This window comes from Chitinimonas viridis (genome assembly GCF_030409555.1).
GTDB lineage: Bacteria > Pseudomonadota > Gammaproteobacteria > Burkholderiales > Chitinimonadaceae > Chitinimonas > Chitinimonas viridis.
Genome location: NZ_JAUFPU010000018.1, coordinates 570,115 through 593,253, shown reverse-complemented (window position 1 = coordinate 593,253; position 23,139 = coordinate 570,115). Strand labels below are relative to the sequence as shown.

Here is a 23,139-nt window from a genome sequence, read left to right as displayed (position 1 = left end):
GTTTGCACTCCTAACTGGTGAGGCGGGCCGAGAGGGCCGCCAGCTTGCCACGCACCGAGGCGTCAATGACGTCATCACCTAGGGTCATCCGCACACCGCCGATCAGCTCGGGGGTGACGGTAACCGTGGTGTCGATCTTCTTGCCAACGCGGCGGGCCAGGATGGACTTGAGTTCTTCCACCTGGGCTGCGTTGAGTTCGAAAGCCGACTCGATGTGCGCTGTAACCGAACCTTCTGCAGCGGCCTTTAGTTGCTCGAACAGGTCGGCAATATGGGGCAGCAGGACAAAGCGGCGGCCTTCCAGCACGGTAGCAACAAAGTTGCTGACCTGCGGGGTGGCGCGCGCGCCCAGGAGTTCGGTCAGGAGCGCATGTACCTGGCTCGCGGAGAACTTCGGATTGGCGGCGAACTCGACTGCCAGCGGGTCTTGCGCGGCGGCGGCCAGTACAGCCAGCGCCTCCGACCAGGCCGGCAGGCTGTTCGCTTCCTGCGCCAACCGGAATACGGCCTCGGCGTAGGGTCTTGCGACGGTAATGAGTTCAGCCATGAGCGTTTACAGCTCCGCTTTAAGGGTAGCGAGCAGATCGGCGTGACGAGCAGCGTCGATTTCCTTGCGCAGGATCTTCTCTGCACCGGCCACGGCCAGGGCGGAAACCTGCTGACGCAGTTCTTCCTTGGCGTGGTGGACTTGCTGGTCGACTTCCGACTTGGCACCGGCGATCAGACGGTCGCCTTCGACGCGTGCTGCGTCCTTGGCTTCGTCAACGATCTGGGTAGCGCGCTTCTCGGCTTGGGCGATGATCTCGGACGCTTGTGCTTTGGCCTTGCGCAGTTCCTCAGCAGCACGCTTTTCAGCGAGCTCGAGGTCATGCTTGGCGCGGTCTGCGGCGGTAAGGCCATCAGATATGCGCTTGGCACGTTCATCCAGCGTGGCCATCAGCGGCGGCCAGATGAACTTCCAGGTGACCAGCACCAGCACCGCGAAGACCAACGCCTGCAGAAACAGGGAGGCGTTAATATTCATGAGTTAACCCCTTGAATTGTAGAGGGTTAAATTAGGCGGCGGTTCTGATCAGGGCGACGAGCGGGTTGCCGAAGGCGAACATCAGGGCAACAGCAACAGTAATAATGAAGATGGCGTCAACCAGACCAGCAATAACGAACAGCTTGGGTTGCAGGGCAGCGGCGGATTCCGGCTGGCGAGCTGCGCCTTCCAGGAACTTGGCACCAACCAGAGCCACGCCGATAGCGGCGCCAACGCCTGCCAGACCAATCATCAGGCCGATGGCGATAGCGGTGAATTGCTGAACGTTAGCGATCAGGACTGCGTGTTCCATGTGTTACTCCTAGTGAGGATGGTGATGTAAAGAAAAAAGTGAAACGTTAGAACCAGGTACAGCGAAATCAGTTGCGACTTAGTGCTCTTCGACGGCCAGACCACAGTACACAATGGTCAGCATCATGAAGATATAAGCCTGCAGTATCACGATCAGGATGTGGAAGATGGCCCAGGCGGAGCCTGCTACCACCTGACCCAGCGCACCCAGGATGGAACCGGGGTTGGCACCGGTCCAGCCCATTCCCAGCAGGGCGATCAGCATGAACACCAGTTCGCCGGCAAACATGTTGCCGACCAGACGCAGGGCCAGCGACAGGCCGCGCGAGCCGTATTCGATACATTGCATGGCGCCGTTGACTGGGATCAGGATGATCTTCATCAGCAGGCCTTCGGCATGGAAGGGGGCGGTGAAGAATTCGACCACGAAGCCGACCAGACCCTTGGCCTGTATGCCCAGCAGCACCGACAGCAGCACGACCGACAGCGACATGGCCAGGCCTTGGTTGATGTCAGCGGTAGGCACGACCTTCAGGTACTCGACGCCAAACATGGCGGCGATCTTGGGCAGCAGGTCAACCGGCAGGAAGTCCATGGCGTTCATCAGCACCACCCAGACGAAGACCGTCAGGGCCAAGGGTGCAACCAGCTTGCTCTTGCCGTGGAAGATTTCCTTCACATTGCTGTCGACCAGCTCGATGATCAGCTCGATGAACAGCTGGAACTTGGATGGCTTGTCCACCGATGCGCGGCGGGCCACCATGCCGAACACGAAGAGGAAGACAAAACCCAGGACCAGCGAGATCCAGAAGGTGTCCAGGTGGATGTTGCTAGGATCGACGGGATCCAGAGCGGGATTGGCGCGCAGGTTCAGCAGGTGATGCTGAATGTATTCCGTTGCGTTGGCGGGTGCGTGATGTTCAGCCGACATAGTGTTGATCTTGTGATTTATTTGAGAATCAGTACCAGCAAATAGGCCGCCAGTGCGGCCACGAATGCACCGGCAAACCACGGTGCACTCGCCCCGAAGAAGAGATAGCCGGCGATCAAGAGGATCAGCGCAACTACCACCTTGACGATTTCGGCCAGTAAGAACTGTGCCAGCATCGCCTTCGGGGCCGGAATTCCATTGAATCGGCTGACTCGGCCATATGCCACTACCGCCGCGATCTGGCTCAAGCCACCCATCAGGGCGGCGAGCATCGCTTTGGTATCGGCGATAAAAAATGCTGCCGCGGCAACAACCCCGGTAAGGGCCGACATCGCGATCAGCACTGCACGAATCTGTTTTCTCAGCTTCTCTGCCGGGCAGAGGGGGCCGGAAAACTCGCGGATATTAGCGTTTTGTTGGTGCATTGGTCAAGCCACGCGCCCCGCAACAGGGCGTAATCGCCTGTTTTTTCTGGCGAATTTCTCGGTGCAACTGCTGGCAGGCCAGTTGCGGGCCTGCCGGGTCAGTTACTTGGGGTGCTGTTGGGGTCTGCCAGCTGTCCTGCTGCCTTAGAGTCTGTTTGCGATTTTTTCACTCCAGGGCGAAAAGACCGTGCACAGGCGCTCAGTTGCGCAGCAGGTTCAACAGGCTGTCGAGCTGGTCCAGCGAGCCATATTCTATGGTGACCTTGCCACGACCCTGGCGGTTGGCGGCTATCTGCACCTTGGCACCCAGCTTGTCGGACAGGTCTTCCTGCAGGCGGGCCAGATCGGGGTCCAGCTTCTTGTCGGTGATGGCAGCTGGTGCCGGCTTGCCGGCCTGCAGGGCTTGTACCAGTTTTTCGGTTTCGCGTACCGACAGGCCTTTCTCGGCAATCATGCGGGCCAGTTCCACCTGCTTGATGACGGGCAGGGTGAGCAGGGCGCGGGCGTGGCCCATGTCGATGGCGCCCTGCATCAGCAACTCGCGCACCGGCTCGGCCAGGTTGAGCAGGCGCAGCAGGTTGGTGACGGCCGAGCGCGATTTGCCGATAGCGTGGGCGCAGGCTTCGTGAGTCATGCCGAATTCGTCTATCAGCCGCTGCAGGCCGACGGCTTCTTCTAATGGGTTGAGGTTCTCGCGCTGGATGTTCTCGATCAGCGCCATCACCAGCACGACTTCGTCGGACACCTTGCGCACCACCGCCGGCAATTCGGTCAGGCCTGCCTTCTGGGCGGCCCGCCAGCGGCGTTCGCCGGCGATGATCTCGTAACGATCCACTCCGGTCTCGCGTACCAGCACGGGCTGGATCACGCCCTGGGTGCGTATGCTCTCGGCCAGGTCGGCCAGGGCGTGCTCGTCCATATGCGAGCGGGGCTGGTATTTGCCGGGCTGCAGGTAATGAATGGGCAGGGTCTGCAGTTTTTCTTCCACGGGTGCGGCGCTGCCCAGCAGGGCATCAAGACCGCGACCGAGACCTTTGAGCTTGGCCATGGTTTATTTTCCGAAACGCTGATTCAGCTCGGTTGCCAGCTCAAGATAAGCCAGCGCACCGCGCGAGGATTTGTCGTAGGCGAATATGGGCCGGCCGTAGCTGGGGGCTTCGGCCAGGCGGATATTGCGCGGGATCACGGTCTTGAATACCTTGTCGCCAAAATGCTGGGCCAGTTGGGCCACGACATTCTGTGCCAGGGTGGAGCGAGGGTCGTACAGGGTGCGCAGCAGGCCATCGATCTCGATGCGCGGGTTCAGCGCCAGCCGCACCTTGCGCAGGGTATTGACCAGGTCGGTCAGGCCTTCCAGTGCGTAGTACTCGCACTGCATGGGGATGATGACACCATCGGCGGCCACCAGGCCGTTCAGGGTCAGCATATTCAGTGCGGGTGGGCAGTCGATCAGGATGAAGTCGTAGTCGCGGCGCACGTCTTCCAGCGCCACCCGCAGGCGTACCTCGCGGTGCTCCATCTCGATCAGCTCGACTTCGGCGCCGCCCAGTTCACGGTTGGCCGGCAGCAGGTCGAAACCAAACTCGGTGCTGACGCGTACATCGCTCAGCTCGGCGTGGCCCAGCAGCATGTGGTAGATGCTGCGGCCCAGCGAGTGCTTGTCCACGCCGCAGCCCATGGTGGCGTTGCCCTGGGGGTCCAGGTCGATCAGCAGGACTTTCTTCTCCAGCTGGGCGAGGCCCGCCGCTAGGTTGACCGCGCTGGTGGTCTTGCCTACGCCACCCTTCTGGTTGGTGATGGCGAGTACGCGGCTCATGCCTTGGGCTCCATCCAGACGATGCAGCGCTCGGCACCCAGGCCCGGCACCGTCAGTGGTTCGATGCGGCTTGCGATATCAGCGGGCAGGGCGGCGATTTCCTCGAACGGCTGCACGCCCTTGAGCGCGGCCCAGCTGCCGCCTTGCGCCAGAAGGGGGCGGGTGAGCCGGACAAAGTCGGCCAGGTCGGCAAAGGCGCGGGAGGTGATCAGGTCATAGGGCGCTGCCGTCACATTCTCGACCCGGTCGCACACCACGCTGACCTGGCGCAGGCCCAGCTCAATCACCGCTTGCTGCAGGAATGCGGTCTTCTTGTGGTTGCTGTCCAGCAGGGTGATCTGCCAGTCGGGCTGGACGATGGCGAAGGGGATGCCGGGCTGGCCGCCGCCGCTGCCAACATCCAGCAGGCGCTGCGGTTGGCGGCCGGCGATGGGGCGCAGTGCCGCCAGGCTGTCGAGCAGGTGATGCGACACCATGCGCTCGGGCTCGGTGATGGCCGTGAGGCTGTAGGTCTTGTTCCACTTGAGCAGCAGGGCCAGGTAGGCCAGCAGGCGGGCGACAATGCTGTCGTCCAGTGCCAGGCCCAGAGATTGCAGGCCTTCCCGCAATTGTGTTTCTTGTTGTTGGCCGATCATGCGGCTGATTCCTCGTCGTGTTCGCGATACAGGGCTGTATGGCTAGGCCTGCTGCCTGTTTACGCCAGCTTTGTTGCAATCCCGTTCCGGCCGTACCCTGGGGTGGCGGCGCGTGCCAGGATGGCTGAATTGCTATGTATTAGGCGGCCTTGAAACCGCGCTTCAGGTGTACCAGCAGCAGGCCGATGGCGGCCGGGGTCATGCCCTGCAGGCGAGATGCCTGGCCCAGCGTCTCAGGCCTGTGCTGATTGAGGCGCTGCTGTACTTCCTTCGACAGCCCCGGCACTTTGCTGTAATCCAGGTCGGCGGGCAAGCGCACGTCCTCGATGTCACTGCGGCGGGCGACTTCGTCCTTTTGCCGTTCGACATAACCGGCATACTTGATCTGGATTTCCACCTGCTCGGCCACCAGCGGGTCGGCCACGGCCTCACCCGCCACCGGCAGGGTCAGCAGGCTGGCGTAATCCACATTGGGCCGGCGCAGCAGTTGTTCCAGCGTGTATTCGCGCTCTATCTGCTGGCCCAGCACACGCTGGGCATCTTCGGGGCTGACCAGGCGCGGGTTGACCCAGGTGGACTTGAGCCGCTCCAGTTCGCACGCCACGGCATCGCGCTTGCGGCTAAACAGCGCCCATTGCGCCTCGCTCACCACGCCCAGGCGGTAGCCGTCTTCGGTCAACCGTAGATCGGCATTGTCTTCACGCAGCTGCAGGCGGAACTCGGCCCGGCTGGTGAACATGCGATAGGGTTCCGACACCCCGCGAGTGATCAGGTCGTCCACCAGCACGCCCAGGTAGGCCTGGTCGCGCGTGGGTGTCCAGGCGGGCTTGCCCTGTACCTGCAAGGCGGCATTGAGGCCAGCGAACAGGCCTTGGGCGGCAGCTTCCTCATAACCGGTGGTGCCATTGATCTGGCCGGCAAAGAACAGGCCGTTGATGGCCTTGCTCTCGAAGCTGGCCTTGAGTGCCCGCGGGTCGAAGTAATCGTACTCGATGGCGTAGCCGGGGCGCAGGATGTGCGCCTGCTCCAGGCCACGGATGGATCGCACGGCGGCCAGCTGGATATCGAATGGCAGGCTGGTGCTGATGCCGTTGGGGTAGAACTCGTGGGTCTGCAGGCCTTCCGGCTCCAGGAAGATCTGGTGCGAATCCTTGTCGGCAAAGCGGTTGATCTTGTCCTCGATGGAGGGACAGTAGCGCGGCCCTACGCCTTCGATGACCCCGGTAAACATGGGGGAGCGATCAAAACCCGAGCGGATGATCTCGTGGGTGCGCTCATTGGTGTGGGTGATCCAGCAGGGCAGTTGCTGCGGATGCATGCTGCGATTGCCGCGCACCGAGAATACCGGGGTGGGGTCGTCACCGGGCTGGGCTTCCAGCACCGAGAAATCAATGCTGCGGCCATCGATGCGGGGCGGCGTACCGGTCTTGAGCCGGCCTACCGGCAGGTTCAGCTCGCGCAGGCGGGATGACAGGGTGACCGAGGCGGGGTCGCCAGCGCGGCCACCTGTGTGGTTCTCCAGCCCCACATGGATCTTGCCGGCCAGAAAGGTGCCCGCCGTCAGGACAACTGTCGGTGCCTCAAAGCGTATGCCTATCTGGGTGACCACGCCCACCACCCGGTCGCCTTCGACCACGATGTCGTCCACCGCCTGCTGGAACAGGGTGAGGTTGGGCTGGTTCTCCAGCATGCTGCGTATGGCGGCCTTGTACAGCACCCGGTCTGCCTGGGCGCGGGTGGCGCGCACGGCCGGGCCCTTGGAGCCATTGAGGGTGCGGAACTGGATGCCGCCCATATCGGTGGCCAGCGCCATGGCGCCGCCCAGGGCATCGACCTCCTTGACCAGGTGGCCCTTGCCTATGCCGCCTATGGAGGGGTTGCAGCTCATCTGCCCCAAGGTCTCGATACTGTGGCTGAGCAGCAGGGTGCGCACGCCCATGCGGGCGGCAGCCAGCGCGGCCTCGGTGCCGGCGTGGCCACCACCGATCACAATCACATCGAAACGTTCGGGGTACAGCATATTGGGTGCCTGTTGGTTAAGTGCCTGAATATCAAAGGCAAAGGGTCGGTATTGTACGACAAAATGCTGCACTGCGGCTGACAGGCCACGTTAAAACCCGCGCAGGGGGTGCGAGGGGCTGGTCGCCAGTGCCGGCCAAGGCTATAACATAGGGGCCGCCTGGGTGGTACACAAGGCGGATAGTTGCTGAGCGGTCGGATTGCCAAGGCCGCTGGCGCGCAGCAAGTGCTTGAATGCCCGGTGGTTTTTCGGCCATGGTCTGGCTGCCTGGGCGTGGGGCTGACTGAAGTGTGATCTTGCAAGGACTTATGGAAAATTATCTGGTGTGGTTTGTACTGGCGGCCGCCCTCATAGGGTTGGAGATGCTGGTGGGTACCTTTTACCTGCTGGTATACGGCCTTGCCTGTGCCTTGGGAGGTGTTGCAGCCTGGGCTGGGCTGACGGTGGTGCCGCAATTGGTGGTGGCTGCGTTGGGGGCTGTCAGCGGTACGGTCTGGTTGCGCCTGCATCCGATGAGCGCTCGGCGCAAGGGAAGCGATTCGCTGGATATAGGGCAGCGCGTTGAGGTGGAAAGCTGGAAGACAGACACCCAGTTAAGGGTGCGCTATCGCGGCACCAGCTGGGATGCTGAGCTGCTGGCTCCCCTGTCGGATAGGCCAACTTCTCTCTACATCGTGGCGCAGCGGAGCAATACCTGGGTGGTGGCGGCTGAGCCGCCAGCCGCGTGATTGCCATCACTTTAAAACGATTTGTTCAGGAGGATCGATAGATGGAATTTGCCATAGTCCTATTTGTGGTGGCACTGGTGTTTGCCATGAAGTCACTCAAAGTTGTACCCCAGCAGCACGCCTGGGTGGTGGAGCGCCTGGGGCGCTTTCATGGCACGCTGGAACCGGGCCTCAATATTGTGGTGCCCTTTGTTGACCGGGTCGCCTACAAGCATGACCTGCGCGAGGTGCCGCTCGACGTACCCAGCCAGATCTGTATCACCAAGGACAATACCCAGCTGCAGGTGGACGGCATTCTGTATTTTCAGGTGACCAATCCGCAGCAGGCCTCGTATGGCTCCAGTAACTTCGAGCTTGCCATCACCCAGCTGGCGCAGACCACGCTCCGGTCGGTGATAGGCCGGATGGAGCTGGACAAGACCTTCGAGGAGCGCGATGACATCAACCACACGGTGGTGACAGCACTTGACGAGGCCGCCGCCAACTGGGGGGTGAAGGTGCTGCGCTACGAGATCAAGGATCTGACCCCGCCCAAGGAGATACTGCATGCCATGCAGGCGCAGATTACCGCCGAGCGGGAGAAGCGGGCGCTGATCGCCGCCTCGGAAGGGCGCAAGCAGGAGCAGATCAATATCGCCACAGGCCAGCGCGAGGCCGCCATCCAGGCGTCCGAAGGCGAGCGGCAGGCATCGATCAACCAGTCCGAGGGCGATAAGGCGGCGGCCATCAACCGGGCAGAGGGCGAGGCAGAGTCCATACGGCTGGTGGCCCGTGCCACGGCCGAAGCCATCCATATGGTGGCGCAGACCATACGCCAGCCAGGCGGCTATGAGGCAGTCAACCTCAAGGTGGCAGAGCGCTATATCGAGGCCTTCGGCAATATCGCCAAGGAAGGCAACACCATGATATTGCCGGCCAATGCTGCCGATGTGGCCGGCTTGGTGGCCACGGCCATGAACGTGGTGAAGCAGCAAAACAGCTGACCATGTTCCTACGGGCACTCTTGCTGGCCTGGGCCGCAGCCTTGGTGGCGCAGGCCGAGATACTTCCGCTGCGGGTAGGGGTGGGCAACACCCCGCCCTACAGCTATCTGGAGCAGGGCAAGCCGGCCGGCATGGAGGTGGAGCTGCTGCGCGAAATGGCGCGCTTGGATCCGGCGCTGCAGTTTGTCGGGTTGGACAACTTCCTGACCGCGCGGCGGGTAGTGGAAGAAATGAATGCCGGCAGGCTGGACCTGGCGCTGGGCGGCAAGACGCCGGAGCGGGGCGCCCGCTACCATGTGCTGGAGCCGGCCATCCATAGGGTAAGGCTGCGCTTGCTGAGCCGTGCCGATGAGCCGTTGCGGGTAGACAGCCTGGCCTCGCTGGCGGCACATGGCGAACGGGCTGCCGTGCTGGTGATACCAGGCACGACGGCGCATGCACTGCTGCTGAAACAAACCGGCCTGGTACTGGATGCCGCGCCGGTGGATGTGGAGCAGATGCTGCAGAAACTGGTGGCCGGGCGGGGAAGGTTTGCCTTTGGCCTGGAGAGCGCCCTGCTGATATCAGCCGACCGCGTCGGGCTCAGTAGCCGCCTGCGCTGGCAGCCGCTGGATGCAGGCGAACTCGATATACACCTGCTGGTGTCGCAGCATCTGCCTGCCGATACCTTGCAGCGTTTAAATGCGGCCTGGAAAAAACTGGCCGCAAGTCCGAAACTGAAGGAAGTCGTCCACCGCTATACAGGCGAAGCCATCGTCGAGACCCCGTAGGAGCCACCCATGTCACAACAGAAATACCGCCTGATCACCCGCAGTGACTTCGACGGCTTGGTATGCGCCGTGCTACTGAAGGAGCTCGACCTGATAGACGACATCCTGTTCGTCCACCCCAAGGACATGCAGGACGGCAAGGTGGCGGTCACCGACCGCGACATCAGCACCAACCTGCCCTTTGTGCCGGGCATACATCTGGCGTTTGATCATCATTTGTCGGAAACCCTGCGCAACGAAAAGCGCGACAACCACATCATTATCCCCAGTGCCCCCTCGGCGGCGCGCGTGGTGTATGAGTACTACGGCGGTAAAAAGGCCTTCCCGCGAGTGCGGGAGGACATGATGGAGGCGGTGGACAAGGGCGATTCGGCCGATTTCACCGCAGACGAGATACTGAGCCCGGAAGGCTGGGTGTTGCTGAACTACCTGATGGATGCCCGCACCGGCCTGGGCCGCTTCCGTGATTTCCGGGTCAGCAACTACCAGCTGATGATGGACCTGATCGACTATTGCCGCACCCATGGCATAGAAGACATCCTGACCTTGCCCGATGTACGCGAACGGGTGGAGCTGTATTTTGACCACGAGCCCAGGGCCAAGGAACAGATACTGCGTTGCACTACCGTACATGGCAACCTGGCGGTGTTCGATCTGCGCAATGAAGAAACAATCTACGCCACCAATCGCTTCATGATCTACGCCCTGTTCCCGGAGACCAACATCTCCATCCACGTGATGTGGGGTAGGGAGAAGCTGAACACGGTCTTCGCCATTGGCAAGTCCATACTGGATCGCAGTTCGGTGACCAATGTCGGCGAGCTATGCCTCAAGTACGGCGGCGGTGGCCACGGTGCAGCTGGCACCTGCCAGGTGGAGAACGACCAGGCGGTGGCGGTGTTGGCGGAGCTGGTGGGCAAGATCAACGCTGACGGTTGAGAGCCTGTTATGGGCTTCAAGCGGCAAGGCAAGGCGGCCTGACGCGCAGGCACCCGGGAAACCCGGGTGCTCACCCTTTGAGTCATCTCAAGCCGCGGCTCTCCCCTGATTTATCCCCACCCCTCCGCCCCGCCAGCCGGCGGGGAACCTCGCTACGCTCGATGGCGTTAACGGTAGATTGCAAACGGCAAGGTAAGGCGGCCTGCCGCGCTGGCACCCGGGAAACCCGGGTGCTCACCCTATGAGTCATCTCAAGCCGCGGCTCGCCCCTGATTGATCCCCACACCTCCGCCACGCTCGTCGAACTGACTCCATCCCTGCAACCGACCGGCGCCCAGGCGCTGGTTTTGGCTGTGCTGGGGTAGCCATCGCCTATGCTGAGGGGGAGGAGGTTGCCATGGTGCGATGCGGCTTGCTGAAGCAGGGCTTTGCCACCCGTCTGTGCGTGGGCGTGTTGGCCTGGGTGCTGGCGGTACCCGCCTGGGCCGAGAGCCTGACCATCTGCGCCGAAGATGACTGGTACCCCTACTCCGCCCTGCGGGATGGCACCTCGGTAGGCATGTCGGTCGAGCTGGCCAGGGCGGCCTTTGCCCACAAGGGGGTGACAGCCCTGTTCGAGAGCGGTAGCTATCAGCGCTGTATCCGGCTCACCCAGCAGGGCAGGTATGTGCTGACCTTGAACATGGCCAAGACGGCAGACCGTGAGCCCACCTATCTATGGCCCAGGCAGCCCCTGCTGGAAGTCCGGGGCGTGCTATGGGGGCGGCCGGGGCTGGTCAGCGGCAGCCTGGACCATGCGGATTTACGCCATCGCCAGTTTGGCGTGGTCAAGGGATATGAGTACCCCGCTGCCATTGCCGATGATCGCGACATCATCAAGGTCGAAGCCGATTCCGATGCGGTAAACCTGCGTAATATCGCCCTGGGCCGGGTGGATGTGACCTTGATGGATGAAAAGATAGGCCGCTATCTGATTGGCCGTCATGGCCTGGCTGGCAAGGTGGTGCCCTATGGCGTGTTCGAGCGCTTCCCGGTCTATGCGGTGTTCAGCAAGCGCCATCCCAAGTCGGCCCACTATCTGAAGTTGTTCGAGCAGGGCATGGCGGTGCTGCTGCAGAATGGCGAATACCAGCGCATCGCAGAGGCATGGCCGCCTAAGGCGGCCGGGGATTGACGGGAACCTGGTGATTCGCTGTCAGCATTGTCCAGCGGCCCCGCGGGTGCCTGGGATATAGACCAAACCCATAGAAGGTAGCTGGATGCGTAACGAGTTTGTCGAATGGCTGTGTGAGCAGCTGTCGCCCATGGGGCATATGAGCAGCCGGGCCATGTTTGGTGGCTGGAGTGTGTATTGCGATGGCCTGATCTTTGCCATCGTGGTGGACGAGGTGCCCTACCTGAAGGCCGATGCGAAGACCATACCCAGCTTCACGGCACAGGCTTGTGGGCCGTTTGAATACAGCGGCAAGGACGGCAAGCTGTCGAAGATGAACTACTACCGCATACCTGACGAGGTGCTGGAGGAACGCGGCGAGCTGCTGCAATGGGCGCGCGCCGCGTTGGAGGTGGCATTGCGGGCCAGGGCCGCCAAGGCGCCCAAGGCCCGCAAACCCGCTGCTGCCTGATTACTCCCCGCGTGGGCCGCAGCATTCGCCCTCATGCACATGCGCTGCCGTGGCTACGCTGGCTGCCGAGAGGGATGCTGCCGTGCCGGCGGCCAAGCGCTGGCGCAACTGGCGAGTGGCTGCCAGCATATTGATCAGCGCCGCTTCGGTCTCTGGCCAGGCGCGGGTCTTGAGGCCGCAATCCGGGTTCACCCACAGCCGCTCTGCCGGGATCACCTTGAGGGCTTTCTCCAGCAAGGTGGTCATTTCCGTGACGGGTGGCACCCGTGGCGAGTGTATATCGTAGACGCCGGGGCCGATTTCATTGGGGTAGCGGAAGTCGCCAAAGGCATCCAGCAGGGTCATGGCGGAGCGTGAGGTCTCTATGGTGATCACGTCGGCATCCATGGCGGCGATGGCAGGCAGGATGTCCTCGAACTCCGAATAGCACATATGGGTGTGCACCTGGGTTTCTGGCCGGCTGCCAGCGGCGCTGAGCTTGAAGGCGGTCACGGCCCAGTCCAGATAGGCCGGCCAGTCGGCGCGCTTCAGCGGCAGGCCTTCACGGAAAGCCGGCTCGTCAATCTGGATGGCGGCGATGCCGGCGGCATCCAGCTCGGCCACTTCATCGCGCAGGGCCAGGGCCATCTGGTTGGCCACTTCGGCGCGCGGCTTGTCGTCGCGCACAAAAGCCCATTGCACCAGGGTGACTGGGCCGGTCAGCATGCCCTTCATGGGTAGGCTGGTCAGGGACTGCGCATAGCGGGTCCACTCTACCGTCATGGCCACCGGCCGACTGACGTCGCCCCAGATCATGGGCGGCTTGACGCAGCGCGAGCCGTAGCTCTGTACCCAGCCGTGCTGGCAGACCGCCACGCCGGCCAGCTGTTCGGCAAAGTAATCGACCATGTCGCTGCGCTCGGCTTCGCCATGCACCAGCACATCCAGCCCCAGGGCTTCCTGCCGGCTGACGGCGTGGGCGATCTCGGCCTGCATGGCGCGGGTGTAGTCGGCCTGGCTCAGCTCGCCGCGCTTGTAGGCACCGCGCTGGGCGCGTATGGCATTGGTCTGGGGGAAGGAGCCTATGGTGGTGGTGGGCAGCAGTGGCAGCTTCAGCCGCTCGCGCTGCAGCAGGGCGCGTTCGCCGTAGCTGAGCCCGCGTTCGATCTCGGGCAGGTTGGCCAGGCGGCGGGCGACGGCAGCATCATTACGGGCAGGTAGGGTGCGGTAGCGTGTCAGTGCCGCCCGGTTCTGCTCCAGCGCCTGGAAGCAGACGCTGCGGCCCAGGCACAGGGCACGCGACAGGGTGGCCAGCTCGGCCAGTTTCTGCTGGGCAAAGCTGAGGCCATCCTTGATCTCTTCGGCCAGGCGGGTTTCCTGGTCCAGGTCGACCGGTACGTGCAGCAGGGAGCAGCTGCTGCCTATCCAGAGATTGTCGCCCAGGCGGTGGTAGAGCGGGGTGAGCTTGTCCAGCGCGGCATCCAGATCGGTCTTCCAGACATTGCGGCCATCGACGATGCCGACCGACAGCACCTTGCCGGCGGGCCAGTCGCCAAAGGCGCCCAGCTGTTGCGGGGCGCGCACGGCGTCCAGGTGCAGGCCGGCTACCGGCAGGCTCTTCAGCAGCTCGGCATGCTCGGCCACACCGCTGAAATAGGTGGTCAAGAGGATGCCGGGGTGGGCTTCAGCCAGTTCGCGGTAGACCGGGGCGTAAGCATTCAGCCAGTGGCTGTCTAGGTCCAGGCCCAGGATGGGTTCATCCAGCTGCACCCAGTTGCAGCCTTCGGCTGCCAGCTGCCTGAGCAGGCGTACATAGGCAGGCAGCAGGCGCGGCAGCAGGGACAGCGCGTCTATGCCCTGCACCCTGGCCAGCTTGAGCAGGGTCAGCGGGCCCACCAACTGCACCTTGGCCTGGAAGCCGGCCTGGGTGGCCTCCTGCAGCTCGTCCAGTAGCCATTGCGGGCCGCCGTCAAAACGGGTGTCATGGTCGAACTCGGGCTTGAGGAAGTGGTAGTTGGTGTCAAACCACTTGGTCATTTCGCAAGCCGGCTGGGCGGCATTGCCACGCGCCAGTTCAAAATACTGGCTGCGGCTGAGCTGGGTTGCATCAAAGCCGAAGCGCTTGGGGATGGCGCCCAGCAGTACGGTGGTATCCAGTATCTGGTCGTAATAGGAGAAATCCCCGACAGCGACAAAGCGCAAGCCGGCGGCGTGCTGCCATTGCCAGTGGCGCAGGCGCAGTTCGCGGCCGGTGGCATTGAGGCCGGCCTCGTCCTGCTCACCGCGCCAGAATTGCTCGACGGCAAACTTCAGCTCGCGTTGGCTGCCTATGCGGGGGAAGCCCAGGGTATGGGTGGTTAACATGAGTAATCCTTTCGATGGAGTAATGCATCAATGAACGCTTTGCATGATGCGCGTGCTCCGTCTATGATCAAAACGCATCTTTTTACGGTTTGTTATCGAAATTACTCATGAGCACAGCACTGGAACTACGCCACCTCCGTACCATTGCCGCCCTGGTGGAAACCGGCGGGGTGGCCCGCGCCGCCGAGCGGCTCAATCTGACCCAGTCGGCCCTGTCGCACCAGCTCAAGCAGCTAGAGGACCAGTTCGGGCTCAGCCTGTTCGAGCGCAAGTCCCAACCGCTCAAGCTGACGCCGGCCGGCCAGCGCCTGCTTGCGCTATCCGACCAGGTGCTGCCCCAGGTGGGTGACGCCTTGCGTGATATCGGCCGTATCCGCGATGGCGCGGCGGGCAGCCTGCGTATTGCGGTGGAATGCCATACCTGTTTTGACTGGCTGATGCCGGCCATGGACGAGTTCCGCCCCCGCTGGCCGGAGGTGGAACTGGATATCGTTTCTGGCTTTCATGCCGATCCGGTGGGTCTGATCCATCAGAACGAGGCCGACCTGGGCATCGTGTCGGAGCGCGATGAGGCTGAGCCGGTGCATTACTTCCCGCTGTTCCGCTACGAGATCGTGGCCCTGTTGGCCAATGACCATCAGCTGGCCGGACGTACTGCCCTGCAGGCCGAGGATTTTGCCGACGAAACCCTGATCACCTACCCGGTGCCGGACGATATGCTGGATGTGATACGCCAGGTATTGCGGCCGGCTGGTGTGCAGCCGCGCCGCCGCAGCAGTGAGCTGACGGTGGCCATATTGCAGTTGGTGGCCAGCCGGCGCGGTGTGGCAGCACTACCGGAGTGGGCGGTGGCGCCTTATCTGGAGCGGCGCTACGTGACAGCAAGACCCATAGGCGAGCAGGGCTTGTTTGGCGAGCTGTACGCGGCCGTGCCGCCCAGCCGCGCTGGCCTCGCCTATGTGGAGGACTTTGTCGATACTGTCAGGGCCACCTGTGCCAGCAGCCTGCCGGGTATCAGCCTGCTATAGGGTAGCGGGGGGCGGCGAGGGCGGCCGACGCGGTCGTGTCGCAGGGGTGCCGTCAGCCCCGGGCATATCTTAAGGATTAGTTGCCTTTCAAGCACTTGCTTGGTTACAGTGAGCGCCACATGAACGATACCGCGAAACGCATACTCGATCTGGCGGAGGCGCTTTGGCTGGAGCGGGGCTTCAATGGCTTCAGCTACCATCACCTGGCGCAGCCTTTGGGGTTGAAGAATGCGGCTATCCACTACCACTACCCGACCAAGACCGATCTTGGCCTGGCGCTGGTAGGCCGCTATCGGCGGCGGATACGGCGCACGGCAGAGCACCATGCCATCACCACCCAGGATCCCTGGCAGAAACTGGAATGGTATGTAGACCTGCTGACCATGGATTATGCCGACAGCGAGCGGCTGTGCCCCACCGGCATGCTGGCTGCTGAGTGGGCTACCCTGCCAGAGCCGGTGCGTGAGGAAGCCCGCGCCTTTATGCATGAGCTGTACCAATGGTGCCTGGGGGTGCTGCGCGAGGGCATAGCAGGCGGGTACTTTCAGTTCGCCGGCAGTTGCGAGGACAAGGCGGCCACCCTGCTGGCTACCTTGCAGGGCGCCTTGCAGCTTGCCCGTTTTGATCCGACCTGGATGGATGCGGTCAAGAAGCAGCTCAGGCTGGACCTGGGTGCCCGCTGAAAGCGGTGCCCGCGCAGTATCGTTCGAGCACAACGGCCACTGGCTATAACGGGACACACCAAGGAAACACGATGGAACAGACCTTCAGCAATGCCTTCAGCCGTATCGTCGCCAAGTTCGAGAAGGTCCCCGGCCCCTTGCGCCGCTGGGCGCGCTCCAAGGCTTTCGGTCGCTATGTGAAGTTTGCCGGTACTGCCGGTATCGACTTCGAGGAAGTCAGCACCGCACGGGTGATCTGCCATATCCGCAATGTCAGCAAGAACCAGAACCATATCAAGGGCGTGCACGCCGCTGCCATGGCGCTGCTGGCGGAGACGGCCACCGGCTTTGCCGTGGGCATGAACCTGCCGGACGACAAGCTGCCCCTGCTCAAGTCCATGAAGGTGGAGTACAAGAAGCGCGCCCAGGGCGACCTCAAGGCCGTGGCCGCCCTGACGGCCGAGCAGATCAACAGCGTCCGCACGCTGGAGAAGGGCGATGTACTGGTGCCGGTGACGGTGACCGATGAATCGGGCAATGAACCCATCATTTGCGAAATGGTCTGGGCCTGGATCCCGAAGAAGCGCAACTGAGCACCCGCTGCTGGCGGCAAAGAAATAATCCTGCCGTAGCCGTGTGGTGCGGCAGGAACTGACTATCCTGTAAGTATCTCCGCGCGACTAGCCTACACCCATGAGCCTGCCTACCTATACTACCCTGTCCCTTACCCTGGAAAACCATGTAGCCCAGATCACGCTGAACCGACCTGATCGGGCCAATGCCATGAATGAGCCCATGTGGCGCGAGCTGCGCGATGCCATGCGCTGGCTTGATGGCGAGCCGGCTGCACGGGTGGCCGTGCTATCGGGCAACGGCGCCAACTTCTGCTCTGGCATAGACCTGGGCATGCTGATGGCGGTGCAGGGTCGCATACAGGACGATTGCCAGGGCAGGCAGGCAGAGAAGCTGCGGCGCTTTATCCTGGACCTGCAGGATTGCCTGACCGCCATAGAGCAATGCAGCAAGCCGGTTATTGCTGCTGTCCACGGCAGTTGTGTGGGGGGCGGACTGGATCTGATCGCCGCCTGCGATCTGCGCTACTGCTCGGCGGATGCCAGCTTCTGCTTGAAAGAGGTGGACTTGGGCATCGTGGCCGATGTGGGGGTATTGCAGCGCCTGCCCAAGATTATAGGCGATGGCCGTACCCGCGAGTTGGCCTTCACCGCACGTGAGGTCAGCGGCAAGGACGCCGCCAGGATGGGGCTGGTCAGCAACTGCCTGGCCGACCGGGCCAGCCTGCTGATGGAGGTGATGACGGTGGCCGAATCGATCGCCGCCAAGGCGCCGCTGACCACGCGCGGCATCAAGGACAACCTAAACTATGCGCGCGACCATACGGTGGCCGAAGGCCTGCGCTATGTGGCGACCTGGAATGCAGCCATGCTGATCTCGCGTGACTTGGAGGCTGCAGCCATGGCACATGTGATGAAGGAAAAACCGACCTTCCGCGACTGATTGCCCCAAGCGCCCGGCCAGCCCGGGCGCTTGTCTTTACAGGGCGGTGAAGGGCGCGGGGTGCTATACCGAACTAGCGCCTCACCGGGTCTTGCCATGCTGCGTCTGCTATCCCTGTTCACTGCCTTGCTGCTGTTGGCAGCGCCTGCCATGGCGGCACCCGCGCCTCTGTTGGCCTGTGCGGCCGATGCCCAACTCCCTCCGTTTACCTATAGCCAGCATAACCGCACCATAGGCATGACTGTGGACATGCTGGCCCGCCTGCTGCAGGAGGCAGGCCTTCCTGCCGCACAGGTGGAGATGCTGCCCTGGCGGCGCTGCCTGGCCCTGGTGCAATCGGGGCGCTATGCGCTGGCGCTGAATGTCGCCACGGCCCAGGTCGATCCTGCGCCTTTTCTGGTGACCGAGCCCTATGTACAGCTAAACAGCGTCTATCTCTACAGCAGCCGTTACTTCGCAAACGGCTTGCCGATCAGGCTGCTGGATGACTTGCATCGCTACCGGGTCTGCGGCCTGATGGGGCACACCTTCGAGAGCTATGGCCTGGACAATGCCAAGGTGGATGTGGGGGCGGCCAATTATCCGCAGCTGATTGCCAAGCTGCATGCCGGCCACTGTGATCTGTTTCTGGACAAGCGCGAGGTGATTGCTGCCTTGCACCTGGTTGACACCCGACTGAAGGACATGCTGACGGATGGCAGCCTGCAGATCAGGCCGGTGCCGGAAGAGGCACCAGTAGGATTGCACTTCCTGGTCAGCCGCCGCATCAAGCAGGCCGTGCCACTGCGCAATGCGCTGGATGCCGGCATACAGCGGCTGATACGCAGCAAGGCCATGCAAGGCCTGATGGCGCCCTACCAGGGGGCGGTCAAGCATTGAGGCGGGGCATGGATGCCATAGCGCGTTAATGCAACAGGCCCGAATCACCGATTCGGGCCTGTTGCTCGATATGGCCTTCCCGCTGTAAACGGGAGGCGGCCGCTCGCTCAGTGCTGCAGGATCTTGGACAGGAACAGCTGTGCCCGCTCGCCACGGGGGCTGCCGAAAAAGTCTTCCTTGGAGCAGTCTTCCTCTATCTTGCCCTTGTCCATGAAGATCACCCGGTTGGCCACCTTGCGGGCAAAGCCCATCTCATGGGTGACGCACATCATGGTCATGCCCTCGTGGGCCAGTTGCACCATCACGTCCAACACCTCGTTGACCATTTCCGGGTCCAGGGCCGAGGTGGGTTCGTCGAACAGCATGACGATGGGGTCCATGGCCAGGGCGCGGGCGATGGCGACGCGCTGTTGCTGGCCACCCGAGAGCTGGCCGGGGAACTTGGCAGCATGCGCCGACAACCCTACGCGCTCCAGCAGCTTGGCGCCCTTGGCCCGTGCCTCATCGCGGCTACGGCCCAGCACTTTTTGCTGGGCGATGGCCAGGTTGTCGGTGATGGTGAGGTGCGGAAATAGCTCGAAATGCTGGAACACCATCCCCACCCGCGAGCGCAGCTTGGGCAGATTGGTCTTGGGGTCGGCAATAGATATGCCGTCGACCACGATGTCACCCTTCTGGAAGGGTTCCAGCGCGTTCACCGTCTTGATCAGGGTGGATTTGCCCGAGCCGGAGGGGCCGCAAACCACCACGACCTCGCCCTTTTTGACCTCGGTGGTGCAATCGGTCAGCACCTGGAAGTTGCCGTACCACTTGGAAACGTTCTTGATGGAAATCATGGTATGAGTCCTCAATGCCTTAGCGTATCACTGCGATCGCGGTATGCAGGCGCTTGACCAGGCGCGACAGCACAAAGCTGATGGTGAAATAGATGACGGCGACGGTGACATACATCTCTACGGGTATGTAGTCGCGGTTGGCAACCTTGCTGGCGGCGCCCAGCAGGTCGGTGGCGCCTACCACGTAGACCAGCGAGGTATCCTGGAACAGGATGATGGTTTGGGTCAGCAGTAGCGGCACCACGTTGCGGAAGGCCTGCGGCAGGATCACGTAGCGCATGTTCTGGGCATAGGTGAAACCCATGGCCTGGCCTGCCGATACCTGCCCGCGTGATATGGACTGGATGCCAGCCCGAATGATCTCGCAGAAATAGGCCGCTTCGAAGATGGCAAAGGTGATGTAGGCCGACTTGTCTGCCCCCACCTGTACCCCGCTGATCAGCGGCACCAGGATGTAGAACCAGAAGATCACCAGCAGCAGTGGTACCGAGCGGAACAGGTTGACATAGGCCGACGCCGCCAGATTGAGCGGTTTGATGCTGGACAGGCGGGCCATGGCCAGCAGGGTGCCAAACACGATGCCGAAAAAAGTGGCGAACAGGGTCAGCGATGCCGAGTACTTTAGACCTTCCCAGAGGAAGTCCTTGGAATCGACAATGGCGGAGAAATTGAAGTCCATTACTTGCTTCCTCCGCTGATGTAGCCGGGCACCTGAGTGCGGCGCTCAATAAAGGCCATCAGGCGGTTCACCGAGAAGGCCATGATCAGGTAGATGACGCTGACCATGGTCATGACCTCAATCGGGTTGCCTGGTGCATATTCGCCGGTGATCTGGCGCATCTGGAAGGTCAGTTCGGTCACGCCTATGGCCAGCGCTACGGCCGAGTTCTTGAACACATTCATGAATTCGGATGTCAGCGGCGGAATGACGATGCGGAAGGCCATGGGCAGCAGCACGTAGCGATAGGTCTGCCCCAGCGTGAAGCCCAATGCCTGGCCGGCATAGCGCTGGCCGCGTGGCAGGGCCATGATGCCGGTCCGTACCTGCTCGGCCACCCGGGCGCTGGTGAACAGGCCCAGGCCGATCACGGCGGTGATGAATTCGGGCATGGGCATGTCCTGCTTCATCCAGGTGCCCATCTGCTCGGGCAATACCTCGGGCAGGACGAAAAACCACAGGAACAGCTGGACGATCAGCGGAATATTGCGGAACAGCTCCACATAGGCGGTAGCCAGGCCAGCCAGCCATTTGTTGGGCATGGTGCGTACGGTGCCTATCAACGAACCCAGTATCAGGGCGATGACCCAGGCGCTGAGGGCGGTCGCAACCGTCCAGCCCAGGCCGGTTATCAGCCACTGGTAGTAGTACTCACCGGTGCCATATACCTCTTCGAGGATAATGCCCCAGTTCCATTGGTATTGACCCATGGGTAACTCCTTAAACACAGGGGGAGCGTTAAGCTCCCCTCGCAGCGGCCACACCGCAGGGTGCGGCCGCAGGCAATGCCATCAAGCAGGTGACAACGAGATCAGATACCGACGTCGGTCGGGGTCTTGATGGCTTCCTTGAGCTTGTCGCTCATGGGCAGGTTGATATTGATGTTCTTGGGCGGAATCGGGGTCATGAACCACTTGTTGTAGATGGTATTGATCTGACCCGACTTGAAGATGGCGGCCAGGGTGTCGTCGGCTACCTTCTTGAACTGGGGGTCATCCTTGCGCAGCATGATGCCGTAGGGCTCGACCGACAGAGCGGGGCCGACGATGGCGAAGTCCTTGGGATTGCGCGAGTTGGCGATCAGGCTGGCCAGCAGGATGTCATCCATCACGAAGGCGGCGGCGCGGCCGGTATCCACCATCAGGAAGCTCTCGGCGTGGTCCTTGCCGTAGACGTTCTTCACGTCGATGGCCTTGCCCTGCTCGTTCTGCTTGATATAACGGTCGGAGGTGGTGCCGGTGGTGGTCACCACGGGCTTGCCGTTCAGATCGTCCAGCGTTTTGATGCCGGCACTGGCCTTGGCGGCCATGCGTACGGCGGTGACATAGTAGGAGTAGCTGAAGCCGACCTGCTTCTGGCGTTCCTTGGAGTTGGTGGTGGAGCCGCATTCCATGTCTATGGTGCCGTTGACCATCAGCGGGATACGGGTCTGTGAGGTGACGGGCACCAGCTTGACCACTAGAGAAGGCTTGTTCAGCTTCTTCTTAACGGCAGCGACAACCTGATGGCAGAGGTCCATGGCGTAGCCGACGGGTTTTTGCTTGTCATCCAGGTAGGAGAAGGGGATGGACGACTCGCGGTGGCCCACGGTGATGATGCCGGTATCGTTGATTTTCTTCAGCGTGCCGGTGAGCTCCTCGGCGTGTGCGCCGCCAGCAAAGACGGCTGCCACGGCGGCCGACAGGATCAGGGACTTCTGCATTGCGGTTTGCTCCTTTAGGGTTGTTCGATCATCGCACTTCACGAAAAGACTATAGCTGCTCCCGGCATGGCCTAGGCATCAATTCGTATCGGTTCCGTGGGTTTGTACTGCTGCGTGTCTTGCGACCTTGCAACATGACGGCGGGCGCATCCCTGCATGCGCGAGCCTGCATCGGGGATGGCAGGCCGGCCTTGTGCTTCAGGACAGGTAAGTCCTTGAACCGTCATGGAACGCTGCCGGTTGATTCGGCAACTCGTCGGGATGGGCAAAGTGTAGCGGCCGGTATAGGCGCAACAAGCGGGGAATCCCTAATAATGGGGGAAAAGCAGGGAAAACCGCAGTGATCCGGTGGTTTTCAGGCCCGTTCCAGGCCCTTTTGTGTGGGCTGTAGCCCACACAAAAGGGGGCTGGCCAGCTAGTCAGGCAGGGCGTTGGTCAGCCGCACGTAGTCGTGTACCGACAGGTTTTCCGCACGGTCGCCAGCATTTATGCCTGTGGCATCGAAAAGCGCGTCGTCGACGATGCCCTTGAGGTTGTTGCGCAGGGTCTTGCGGCGCTGGGCGAAGGCCTGTGCCACCAGCTTCTCCAGCGCATCCAGATTGCGTACCGGCGTGGGGAAGGGGCGGGGAATCATGCGGACGATGGCCGAATCCACCTTGGGTGGCGGGAAGAAGGCTTCGGGGGGGACATCCAGCAGTTTTTCCATATGGAAGTGATACTGCAGCATTACCGAGAGCCGGCCGTAATCGGCGCAGGCGGGTTCGGCCACCATGCGCAGCACCACCTCGTTCTGCAGCATGAAATGGCAATCGCTGATCACGCTGGCATAGCCGGCCAGATGGAACAGCAAAGGGGTGGAGATGTTGTAGGGCAAGTTGCCGACCAGACGCACCTGGCGGCCCGGTGCGATCTGCGCGGCCAACTGGCCAAAGTCGAACTTCAGTGCATCGGCATTGTGGATGACCAGCTTGCCTGGCGCGAAGCGGCCGGACAGCTTGGCGACGATGTCGCGGTCGATTTCCACGGCGTGCAATACATCCAGCTTGGCCAGCAGAGGCTCGGTCAGCGCGGCGAGGCCAGGACCGATCTCTATCATGGCATCGGCCGGTTGCGGGTTGATACAACTGACGATGTCGGATATCACGCCTTGGTCCTGCAGGAAATTCTGACCAAAGCGCTTGCGGGGGATATGGGAGCTCATGGGCTGTATTGTAGGGCCGTCAGCCCTCAGTGGCTAAGCGCCGCTAA

The 23,139-nt window shown here is 62.0% G+C and carries 26 protein-coding genes; 11 read left to right on the top strand and 15 right to left on the bottom strand.

Features of this window, described 5'->3' with window-relative positions:
* Positions 1-10: 10 nt before the first annotated feature.
* The 9 genes from QWZ03_RS15950 to mnmG all read right to left on the bottom strand — a co-directional run bounded on the left by QWZ03_RS15950 (position 11) and on the right by mnmG (position 7,163).
* Complete coding sequence (locus tag QWZ03_RS15950) at positions 11-547, bottom strand: F0F1 ATP synthase subunit delta (protein ID WP_290333615.1); 537 nt, start codon at positions 545-547, stop codon at positions 11-13.
* A gap of 6 nt (positions 548-553) precedes the next feature.
* On the bottom strand, positions 554-1,024 hold the full coding sequence (locus tag QWZ03_RS15945) for a F0F1 ATP synthase subunit B (protein ID WP_284195281.1): 471 nt from the start codon (positions 1,022-1,024) through the stop codon (positions 554-556).
* 31 nt (positions 1,025-1,055) lie between these two features.
* Positions 1,056-1,337: a F0F1 ATP synthase subunit C gene (gene atpE / locus QWZ03_RS15940; RefSeq protein ID WP_284195280.1), complete on the bottom strand. Its 282-nt coding sequence runs from the start codon at positions 1,335-1,337 to the stop codon at positions 1,056-1,058.
* Positions 1,338-1,415: 78 nt separating this feature from the next.
* The gene (gene atpB / locus QWZ03_RS15935; RefSeq protein WP_290333614.1) at positions 1,416-2,267 is read right to left on the bottom strand and encodes a F0F1 ATP synthase subunit A; all 852 of its coding nucleotides are present in this window, start codon (positions 2,265-2,267) and stop codon (positions 1,416-1,418) included.
* A gap of 17 nt (positions 2,268-2,284) precedes the next feature.
* The gene (locus tag QWZ03_RS15930) at positions 2,285-2,692 is read right to left on the bottom strand and encodes a hypothetical protein (protein WP_284195278.1); all 408 of its coding nucleotides are present in this window, start codon (positions 2,690-2,692) and stop codon (positions 2,285-2,287) included.
* A 199-nt stretch (positions 2,693-2,891) separates the two neighbouring features.
* On the bottom strand, positions 2,892-3,740 hold the full coding sequence (locus tag QWZ03_RS15925) for a ParB/RepB/Spo0J family partition protein (RefSeq protein WP_284195277.1): 849 nt from the start codon (positions 3,738-3,740) through the stop codon (positions 2,892-2,894).
* Positions 3,741-3,743: 3 nt separating this feature from the next.
* Positions 3,744-4,508, bottom strand: a complete 765-nt coding sequence (locus QWZ03_RS15920) for a ParA family protein (protein WP_284195276.1) — start codon at positions 4,506-4,508, stop codon at positions 3,744-3,746.
* Positions 4,505-5,143: a 16S rRNA (guanine(527)-N(7))-methyltransferase RsmG gene (rsmG, locus tag QWZ03_RS15915; protein ID WP_290333613.1), complete on the bottom strand. Its 639-nt coding sequence runs from the start codon at positions 5,141-5,143 to the stop codon at positions 4,505-4,507. Before rsmG ends, QWZ03_RS15920 begins: the two co-directional genes overlap by 4 nt.
* Positions 5,144-5,282: 139 nt before the next feature.
* The gene (mnmG, locus tag QWZ03_RS15910; protein WP_290333612.1) at positions 5,283-7,163 is read right to left on the bottom strand and encodes a tRNA uridine-5-carboxymethylaminomethyl(34) synthesis enzyme MnmG; all 1,881 of its coding nucleotides are present in this window, start codon (positions 7,161-7,163) and stop codon (positions 5,283-5,285) included.
* Positions 7,164-7,471: 308 nt separating this feature from the next.
* Between mnmG and QWZ03_RS15905 the strand changes: the two genes are divergently transcribed.
* The 6 genes from QWZ03_RS15905 to QWZ03_RS15880 all read left to right on the top strand — a co-directional run bounded on the left by QWZ03_RS15905 (position 7,472) and on the right by QWZ03_RS15880 (position 12,208).
* Positions 7,472-7,891: an NfeD family protein gene (locus tag QWZ03_RS15905; protein ID WP_290333611.1), complete on the top strand. Its 420-nt coding sequence runs from the start codon at positions 7,472-7,474 to the stop codon at positions 7,889-7,891.
* Between the two features lie 41 nt (positions 7,892-7,932).
* On the top strand, positions 7,933-8,874 hold the full coding sequence (locus QWZ03_RS15900; protein WP_290333610.1) for an SPFH domain-containing protein: 942 nt from the start codon (positions 7,933-7,935) through the stop codon (positions 8,872-8,874).
* Positions 8,875-8,876: 2 nt separating this feature from the next.
* The gene (locus tag QWZ03_RS15895; protein ID WP_290333609.1) at positions 8,877-9,644 is read left to right on the top strand and encodes a substrate-binding periplasmic protein; all 768 of its coding nucleotides are present in this window, start codon (positions 8,877-8,879) and stop codon (positions 9,642-9,644) included.
* Between the two features lie 9 nt (positions 9,645-9,653).
* The gene (locus QWZ03_RS15890) at positions 9,654-10,583 is read left to right on the top strand and encodes an exopolyphosphatase (protein ID WP_290333608.1); all 930 of its coding nucleotides are present in this window, start codon (positions 9,654-9,656) and stop codon (positions 10,581-10,583) included.
* 397 nt (positions 10,584-10,980) lie between these two features.
* Positions 10,981-11,757, top strand: coding sequence for a substrate-binding periplasmic protein (locus QWZ03_RS15885; protein WP_290333607.1), 777 nt, complete (start codon positions 10,981-10,983; stop codon positions 11,755-11,757).
* Between the two features lie 85 nt (positions 11,758-11,842).
* Positions 11,843-12,208 carry a TfoX/Sxy family protein gene (locus QWZ03_RS15880; RefSeq protein ID WP_290333606.1) on the top strand — a complete coding sequence of 122 codons (366 nt, stop codon included), beginning with the start codon at positions 11,843-11,845 and terminating at the stop codon, positions 12,206-12,208.
* Here the strand turns inward: QWZ03_RS15880 and metE are convergent, their stop codons facing one another.
* Positions 12,209-14,551: a 5-methyltetrahydropteroyltriglutamate--homocysteine S-methyltransferase gene (metE, locus tag QWZ03_RS15875; protein WP_290333605.1), complete on the bottom strand. Its 2,343-nt coding sequence runs from the start codon at positions 14,549-14,551 to the stop codon at positions 12,209-12,211. It abuts the gene before it with no gap.
* Positions 14,552-14,658: 107 nt separating this feature from the next.
* Between metE and QWZ03_RS15870 the strand changes: the two genes are divergently transcribed.
* The 5 genes from QWZ03_RS15870 (at position 14,659) to QWZ03_RS15850 (ending at position 18,635) form a co-directional block, all read left to right on the top strand.
* On the top strand, positions 14,659-15,579 hold the full coding sequence (locus tag QWZ03_RS15870) for a LysR family transcriptional regulator (protein ID WP_284195266.1): 921 nt from the start codon (positions 14,659-14,661) through the stop codon (positions 15,577-15,579).
* A gap of 119 nt (positions 15,580-15,698) precedes the next feature.
* Entirely contained in the window at positions 15,699-16,262 is a 564-nt protein-coding gene (locus tag QWZ03_RS15865; protein ID WP_290333604.1) for a TetR/AcrR family transcriptional regulator, read from the top strand.
* A gap of 71 nt (positions 16,263-16,333) precedes the next feature.
* Entirely contained in the window at positions 16,334-16,834 is a 501-nt protein-coding gene (locus QWZ03_RS15860; protein WP_284195264.1) for a DUF4442 domain-containing protein, read from the top strand.
* Between the two features lie 100 nt (positions 16,835-16,934).
* The gene (locus QWZ03_RS15855; RefSeq protein ID WP_290333603.1) at positions 16,935-17,756 is read left to right on the top strand and encodes a crotonase/enoyl-CoA hydratase family protein; all 822 of its coding nucleotides are present in this window, start codon (positions 16,935-16,937) and stop codon (positions 17,754-17,756) included.
* 96 nt (positions 17,757-17,852) lie between these two features.
* Positions 17,853-18,635 (top strand): substrate-binding periplasmic protein, encoded by a 783-nt coding sequence (locus tag QWZ03_RS15850; protein ID WP_290333602.1) that lies wholly within the window; start codon positions 17,853-17,855, stop codon positions 18,633-18,635.
* A gap of 107 nt (positions 18,636-18,742) precedes the next feature.
* On the opposite strand, the gene QWZ03_RS15845 is transcribed toward QWZ03_RS15850, so the two are convergent.
* The 5 genes from QWZ03_RS15845 to rsmA all read right to left on the bottom strand — a co-directional run bounded on the left by QWZ03_RS15845 (position 18,743) and on the right by rsmA (position 23,092).
* Positions 18,743-19,471: an amino acid ABC transporter ATP-binding protein gene (locus QWZ03_RS15845; protein WP_284195261.1), complete on the bottom strand. Its 729-nt coding sequence runs from the start codon at positions 19,469-19,471 to the stop codon at positions 18,743-18,745.
* Positions 19,472-19,490: 19 nt separating this feature from the next.
* Positions 19,491-20,150, bottom strand: coding sequence for an amino acid ABC transporter permease (locus QWZ03_RS15840; protein ID WP_284195260.1), 660 nt, complete (start codon positions 20,148-20,150; stop codon positions 19,491-19,493).
* Positions 20,150-20,899 (bottom strand): amino acid ABC transporter permease, encoded by a 750-nt coding sequence (locus QWZ03_RS15835; protein ID WP_284195259.1) that lies wholly within the window; start codon positions 20,897-20,899, stop codon positions 20,150-20,152. Before QWZ03_RS15835 ends, QWZ03_RS15840 begins: the two co-directional genes overlap by 1 nt.
* Positions 20,900-21,000: 101 nt before the next feature.
* On the bottom strand, positions 21,001-21,891 hold the full coding sequence (locus QWZ03_RS15830; protein WP_284195258.1) for a transporter substrate-binding domain-containing protein: 891 nt from the start codon (positions 21,889-21,891) through the stop codon (positions 21,001-21,003).
* A 415-nt stretch (positions 21,892-22,306) separates the two neighbouring features.
* Positions 22,307-23,092, bottom strand: coding sequence for a 16S rRNA (adenine(1518)-N(6)/adenine(1519)-N(6))-dimethyltransferase RsmA (rsmA, locus tag QWZ03_RS15825; RefSeq protein ID WP_290333601.1), 786 nt, complete (start codon positions 23,090-23,092; stop codon positions 22,307-22,309).
* Between the last annotated feature and the right edge of the window lie 47 nt (positions 23,093-23,139).

Excerpts from the sequence above, each read along its gene's own strand:
- QWZ03_RS15950 (WP_290333615.1), bottom strand. The coding sequence starts at position 547 with ATGGCTGAACTCATTACCGTCGCAAGACCCTACGCCGAGGCCGTATTC.
- QWZ03_RS15945 (WP_284195281.1), bottom strand. The coding sequence starts at position 1,024 with ATGAATATTAACGCCTCCCTGTTTCTGCAGGCGTTGGTCTTCGCGGTG.
- atpE (WP_284195280.1), bottom strand. The coding sequence starts at position 1,337 with ATGGAACACGCAGTCCTGATCGCTAACGTTCAGCAATTCACCGCTATC.
- atpB (WP_290333614.1), bottom strand. The coding sequence starts at position 2,267 with ATGTCGGCTGAACATCACGCACCCGCCAACGCAACGGAATACATTCAG.
- QWZ03_RS15930 (WP_284195278.1), bottom strand. The coding sequence starts at position 2,692 with ATGCACCAACAAAACGCTAATATCCGCGAGTTTTCCGGCCCCCTCTGC.
- QWZ03_RS15925 (WP_284195277.1), bottom strand. The coding sequence starts at position 3,740 with ATGGCCAAGCTCAAAGGTCTCGGTCGCGGTCTTGATGCCCTGCTGGGC.
- QWZ03_RS15920 (WP_284195276.1), bottom strand. The coding sequence starts at position 4,508 with ATGAGCCGCGTACTCGCCATCACCAACCAGAAGGGTGGCGTAGGCAAG.
- rsmG (WP_290333613.1), bottom strand. The coding sequence starts at position 5,143 with ATGATCGGCCAACAACAAGAAACACAATTGCGGGAAGGCCTGCAATCT.
- mnmG (WP_290333612.1), bottom strand. The coding sequence starts at position 7,163 with ATGCTGTACCCCGAACGTTTCGATGTGATTGTGATCGGTGGTGGCCAC.
- QWZ03_RS15905 (WP_290333611.1), top strand. The coding sequence starts at position 7,472 with ATGGAAAATTATCTGGTGTGGTTTGTACTGGCGGCCGCCCTCATAGGG.
- QWZ03_RS15900 (WP_290333610.1), top strand. The coding sequence starts at position 7,933 with ATGGAATTTGCCATAGTCCTATTTGTGGTGGCACTGGTGTTTGCCATG.
- QWZ03_RS15895 (WP_290333609.1), top strand. The coding sequence starts at position 8,877 with ATGTTCCTACGGGCACTCTTGCTGGCCTGGGCCGCAGCCTTGGTGGCG.
- QWZ03_RS15890 (WP_290333608.1), top strand. The coding sequence starts at position 9,654 with ATGTCACAACAGAAATACCGCCTGATCACCCGCAGTGACTTCGACGGC.
- QWZ03_RS15885 (WP_290333607.1), top strand. The coding sequence starts at position 10,981 with ATGGTGCGATGCGGCTTGCTGAAGCAGGGCTTTGCCACCCGTCTGTGC.
- QWZ03_RS15880 (WP_290333606.1), top strand. The coding sequence starts at position 11,843 with ATGCGTAACGAGTTTGTCGAATGGCTGTGTGAGCAGCTGTCGCCCATG.
- metE (WP_290333605.1), bottom strand. The coding sequence starts at position 14,551 with ATGTTAACCACCCATACCCTGGGCTTCCCCCGCATAGGCAGCCAACGC.
- QWZ03_RS15870 (WP_284195266.1), top strand. The coding sequence starts at position 14,659 with ATGAGCACAGCACTGGAACTACGCCACCTCCGTACCATTGCCGCCCTG.
- QWZ03_RS15865 (WP_290333604.1), top strand. The coding sequence starts at position 15,699 with ATGAACGATACCGCGAAACGCATACTCGATCTGGCGGAGGCGCTTTGG.
- QWZ03_RS15860 (WP_284195264.1), top strand. The coding sequence starts at position 16,334 with ATGGAACAGACCTTCAGCAATGCCTTCAGCCGTATCGTCGCCAAGTTC.
- QWZ03_RS15855 (WP_290333603.1), top strand. The coding sequence starts at position 16,935 with ATGAGCCTGCCTACCTATACTACCCTGTCCCTTACCCTGGAAAACCAT.
- QWZ03_RS15850 (WP_290333602.1), top strand. The coding sequence starts at position 17,853 with ATGCTGCGTCTGCTATCCCTGTTCACTGCCTTGCTGCTGTTGGCAGCG.
- QWZ03_RS15845 (WP_284195261.1), bottom strand. The coding sequence starts at position 19,471 with ATGATTTCCATCAAGAACGTTTCCAAGTGGTACGGCAACTTCCAGGTG.
- QWZ03_RS15840 (WP_284195260.1), bottom strand. The coding sequence starts at position 20,150 with ATGGACTTCAATTTCTCCGCCATTGTCGATTCCAAGGACTTCCTCTGG.
- QWZ03_RS15835 (WP_284195259.1), bottom strand. The coding sequence starts at position 20,899 with ATGGGTCAATACCAATGGAACTGGGGCATTATCCTCGAAGAGGTATAT.
- QWZ03_RS15830 (WP_284195258.1), bottom strand. The coding sequence starts at position 21,891 with ATGCAGAAGTCCCTGATCCTGTCGGCCGCCGTGGCAGCCGTCTTTGCT.
- rsmA (WP_290333601.1), bottom strand. The coding sequence starts at position 23,092 with ATGAGCTCCCATATCCCCCGCAAGCGCTTTGGTCAGAATTTCCTGCAG.